Raw genomic sequence first — 572 nt, forward strand, 5'->3', positions numbered from 1 at the left:
CTTGCTGAAGCTGATGCACTTGTTGATGCTGACTCAGATGCTGATGTACTTGCTGATTCTGAAGCACTTGTTGACGCTGACTCAGAGGCTGATGTACTTGCTGAGGCTGATGCACTTGTTGACGCTGATTCAGAGGCCGATGTACTTGCTGATTCTGAAGCACTTGTTGATGCTGACTCAGATGCCGATGTGCTTGCTGACTCTGACGCACTTGTTGATGCTGACTCAGATGCCGATGTGCTTGCTGAGGCTGATGCACTTGTTGACGCTGACTCAGAAGCGCTTGTGCTTGCTGAAGCTGACGCACTTGTTGACGCTGATTCTGATGCGCTTGTGCTTGCTGAAGCTGACGCACTTGTTGATGCCGATTCAGAGGCGCTTGTGCTTGCTGAAGCTGACGCACTTGTTGACGCTGATTCAGACGCTGATGTGCTTGCTGATTCTGATGCACTTGTTGACGCTGATTCTGATGCTGATGTGCTTGCTGAAGCTGACGCACTTGTTGATGCTGACTCAGAAGCGCTTGTTGACGCTGATTCTGATGCGCTTGTGCTTGCTGATTGGCTTGCACT

At 50.5% G+C, this 572-nt stretch carries 1 protein-coding gene; it reads left to right on the forward strand.

Annotation, left to right across the window (positions count from 1 at the left end; all coding sequences use genetic code 11):
* Nucleotides 1-572, forward strand: a 572-nt coding sequence (locus tag N8M09_RS10880; RefSeq protein WP_261065191.1) for an MSCRAMM family adhesin SdrC, incomplete at both ends; no start/stop codon positions are given.

It is taken from the genome of Streptococcus mitis (genome assembly GCF_946190375.1).
GTDB classification, from domain to species: domain Bacteria; phylum Bacillota; class Bacilli; order Lactobacillales; family Streptococcaceae; genus Streptococcus; species Streptococcus mitis_CJ.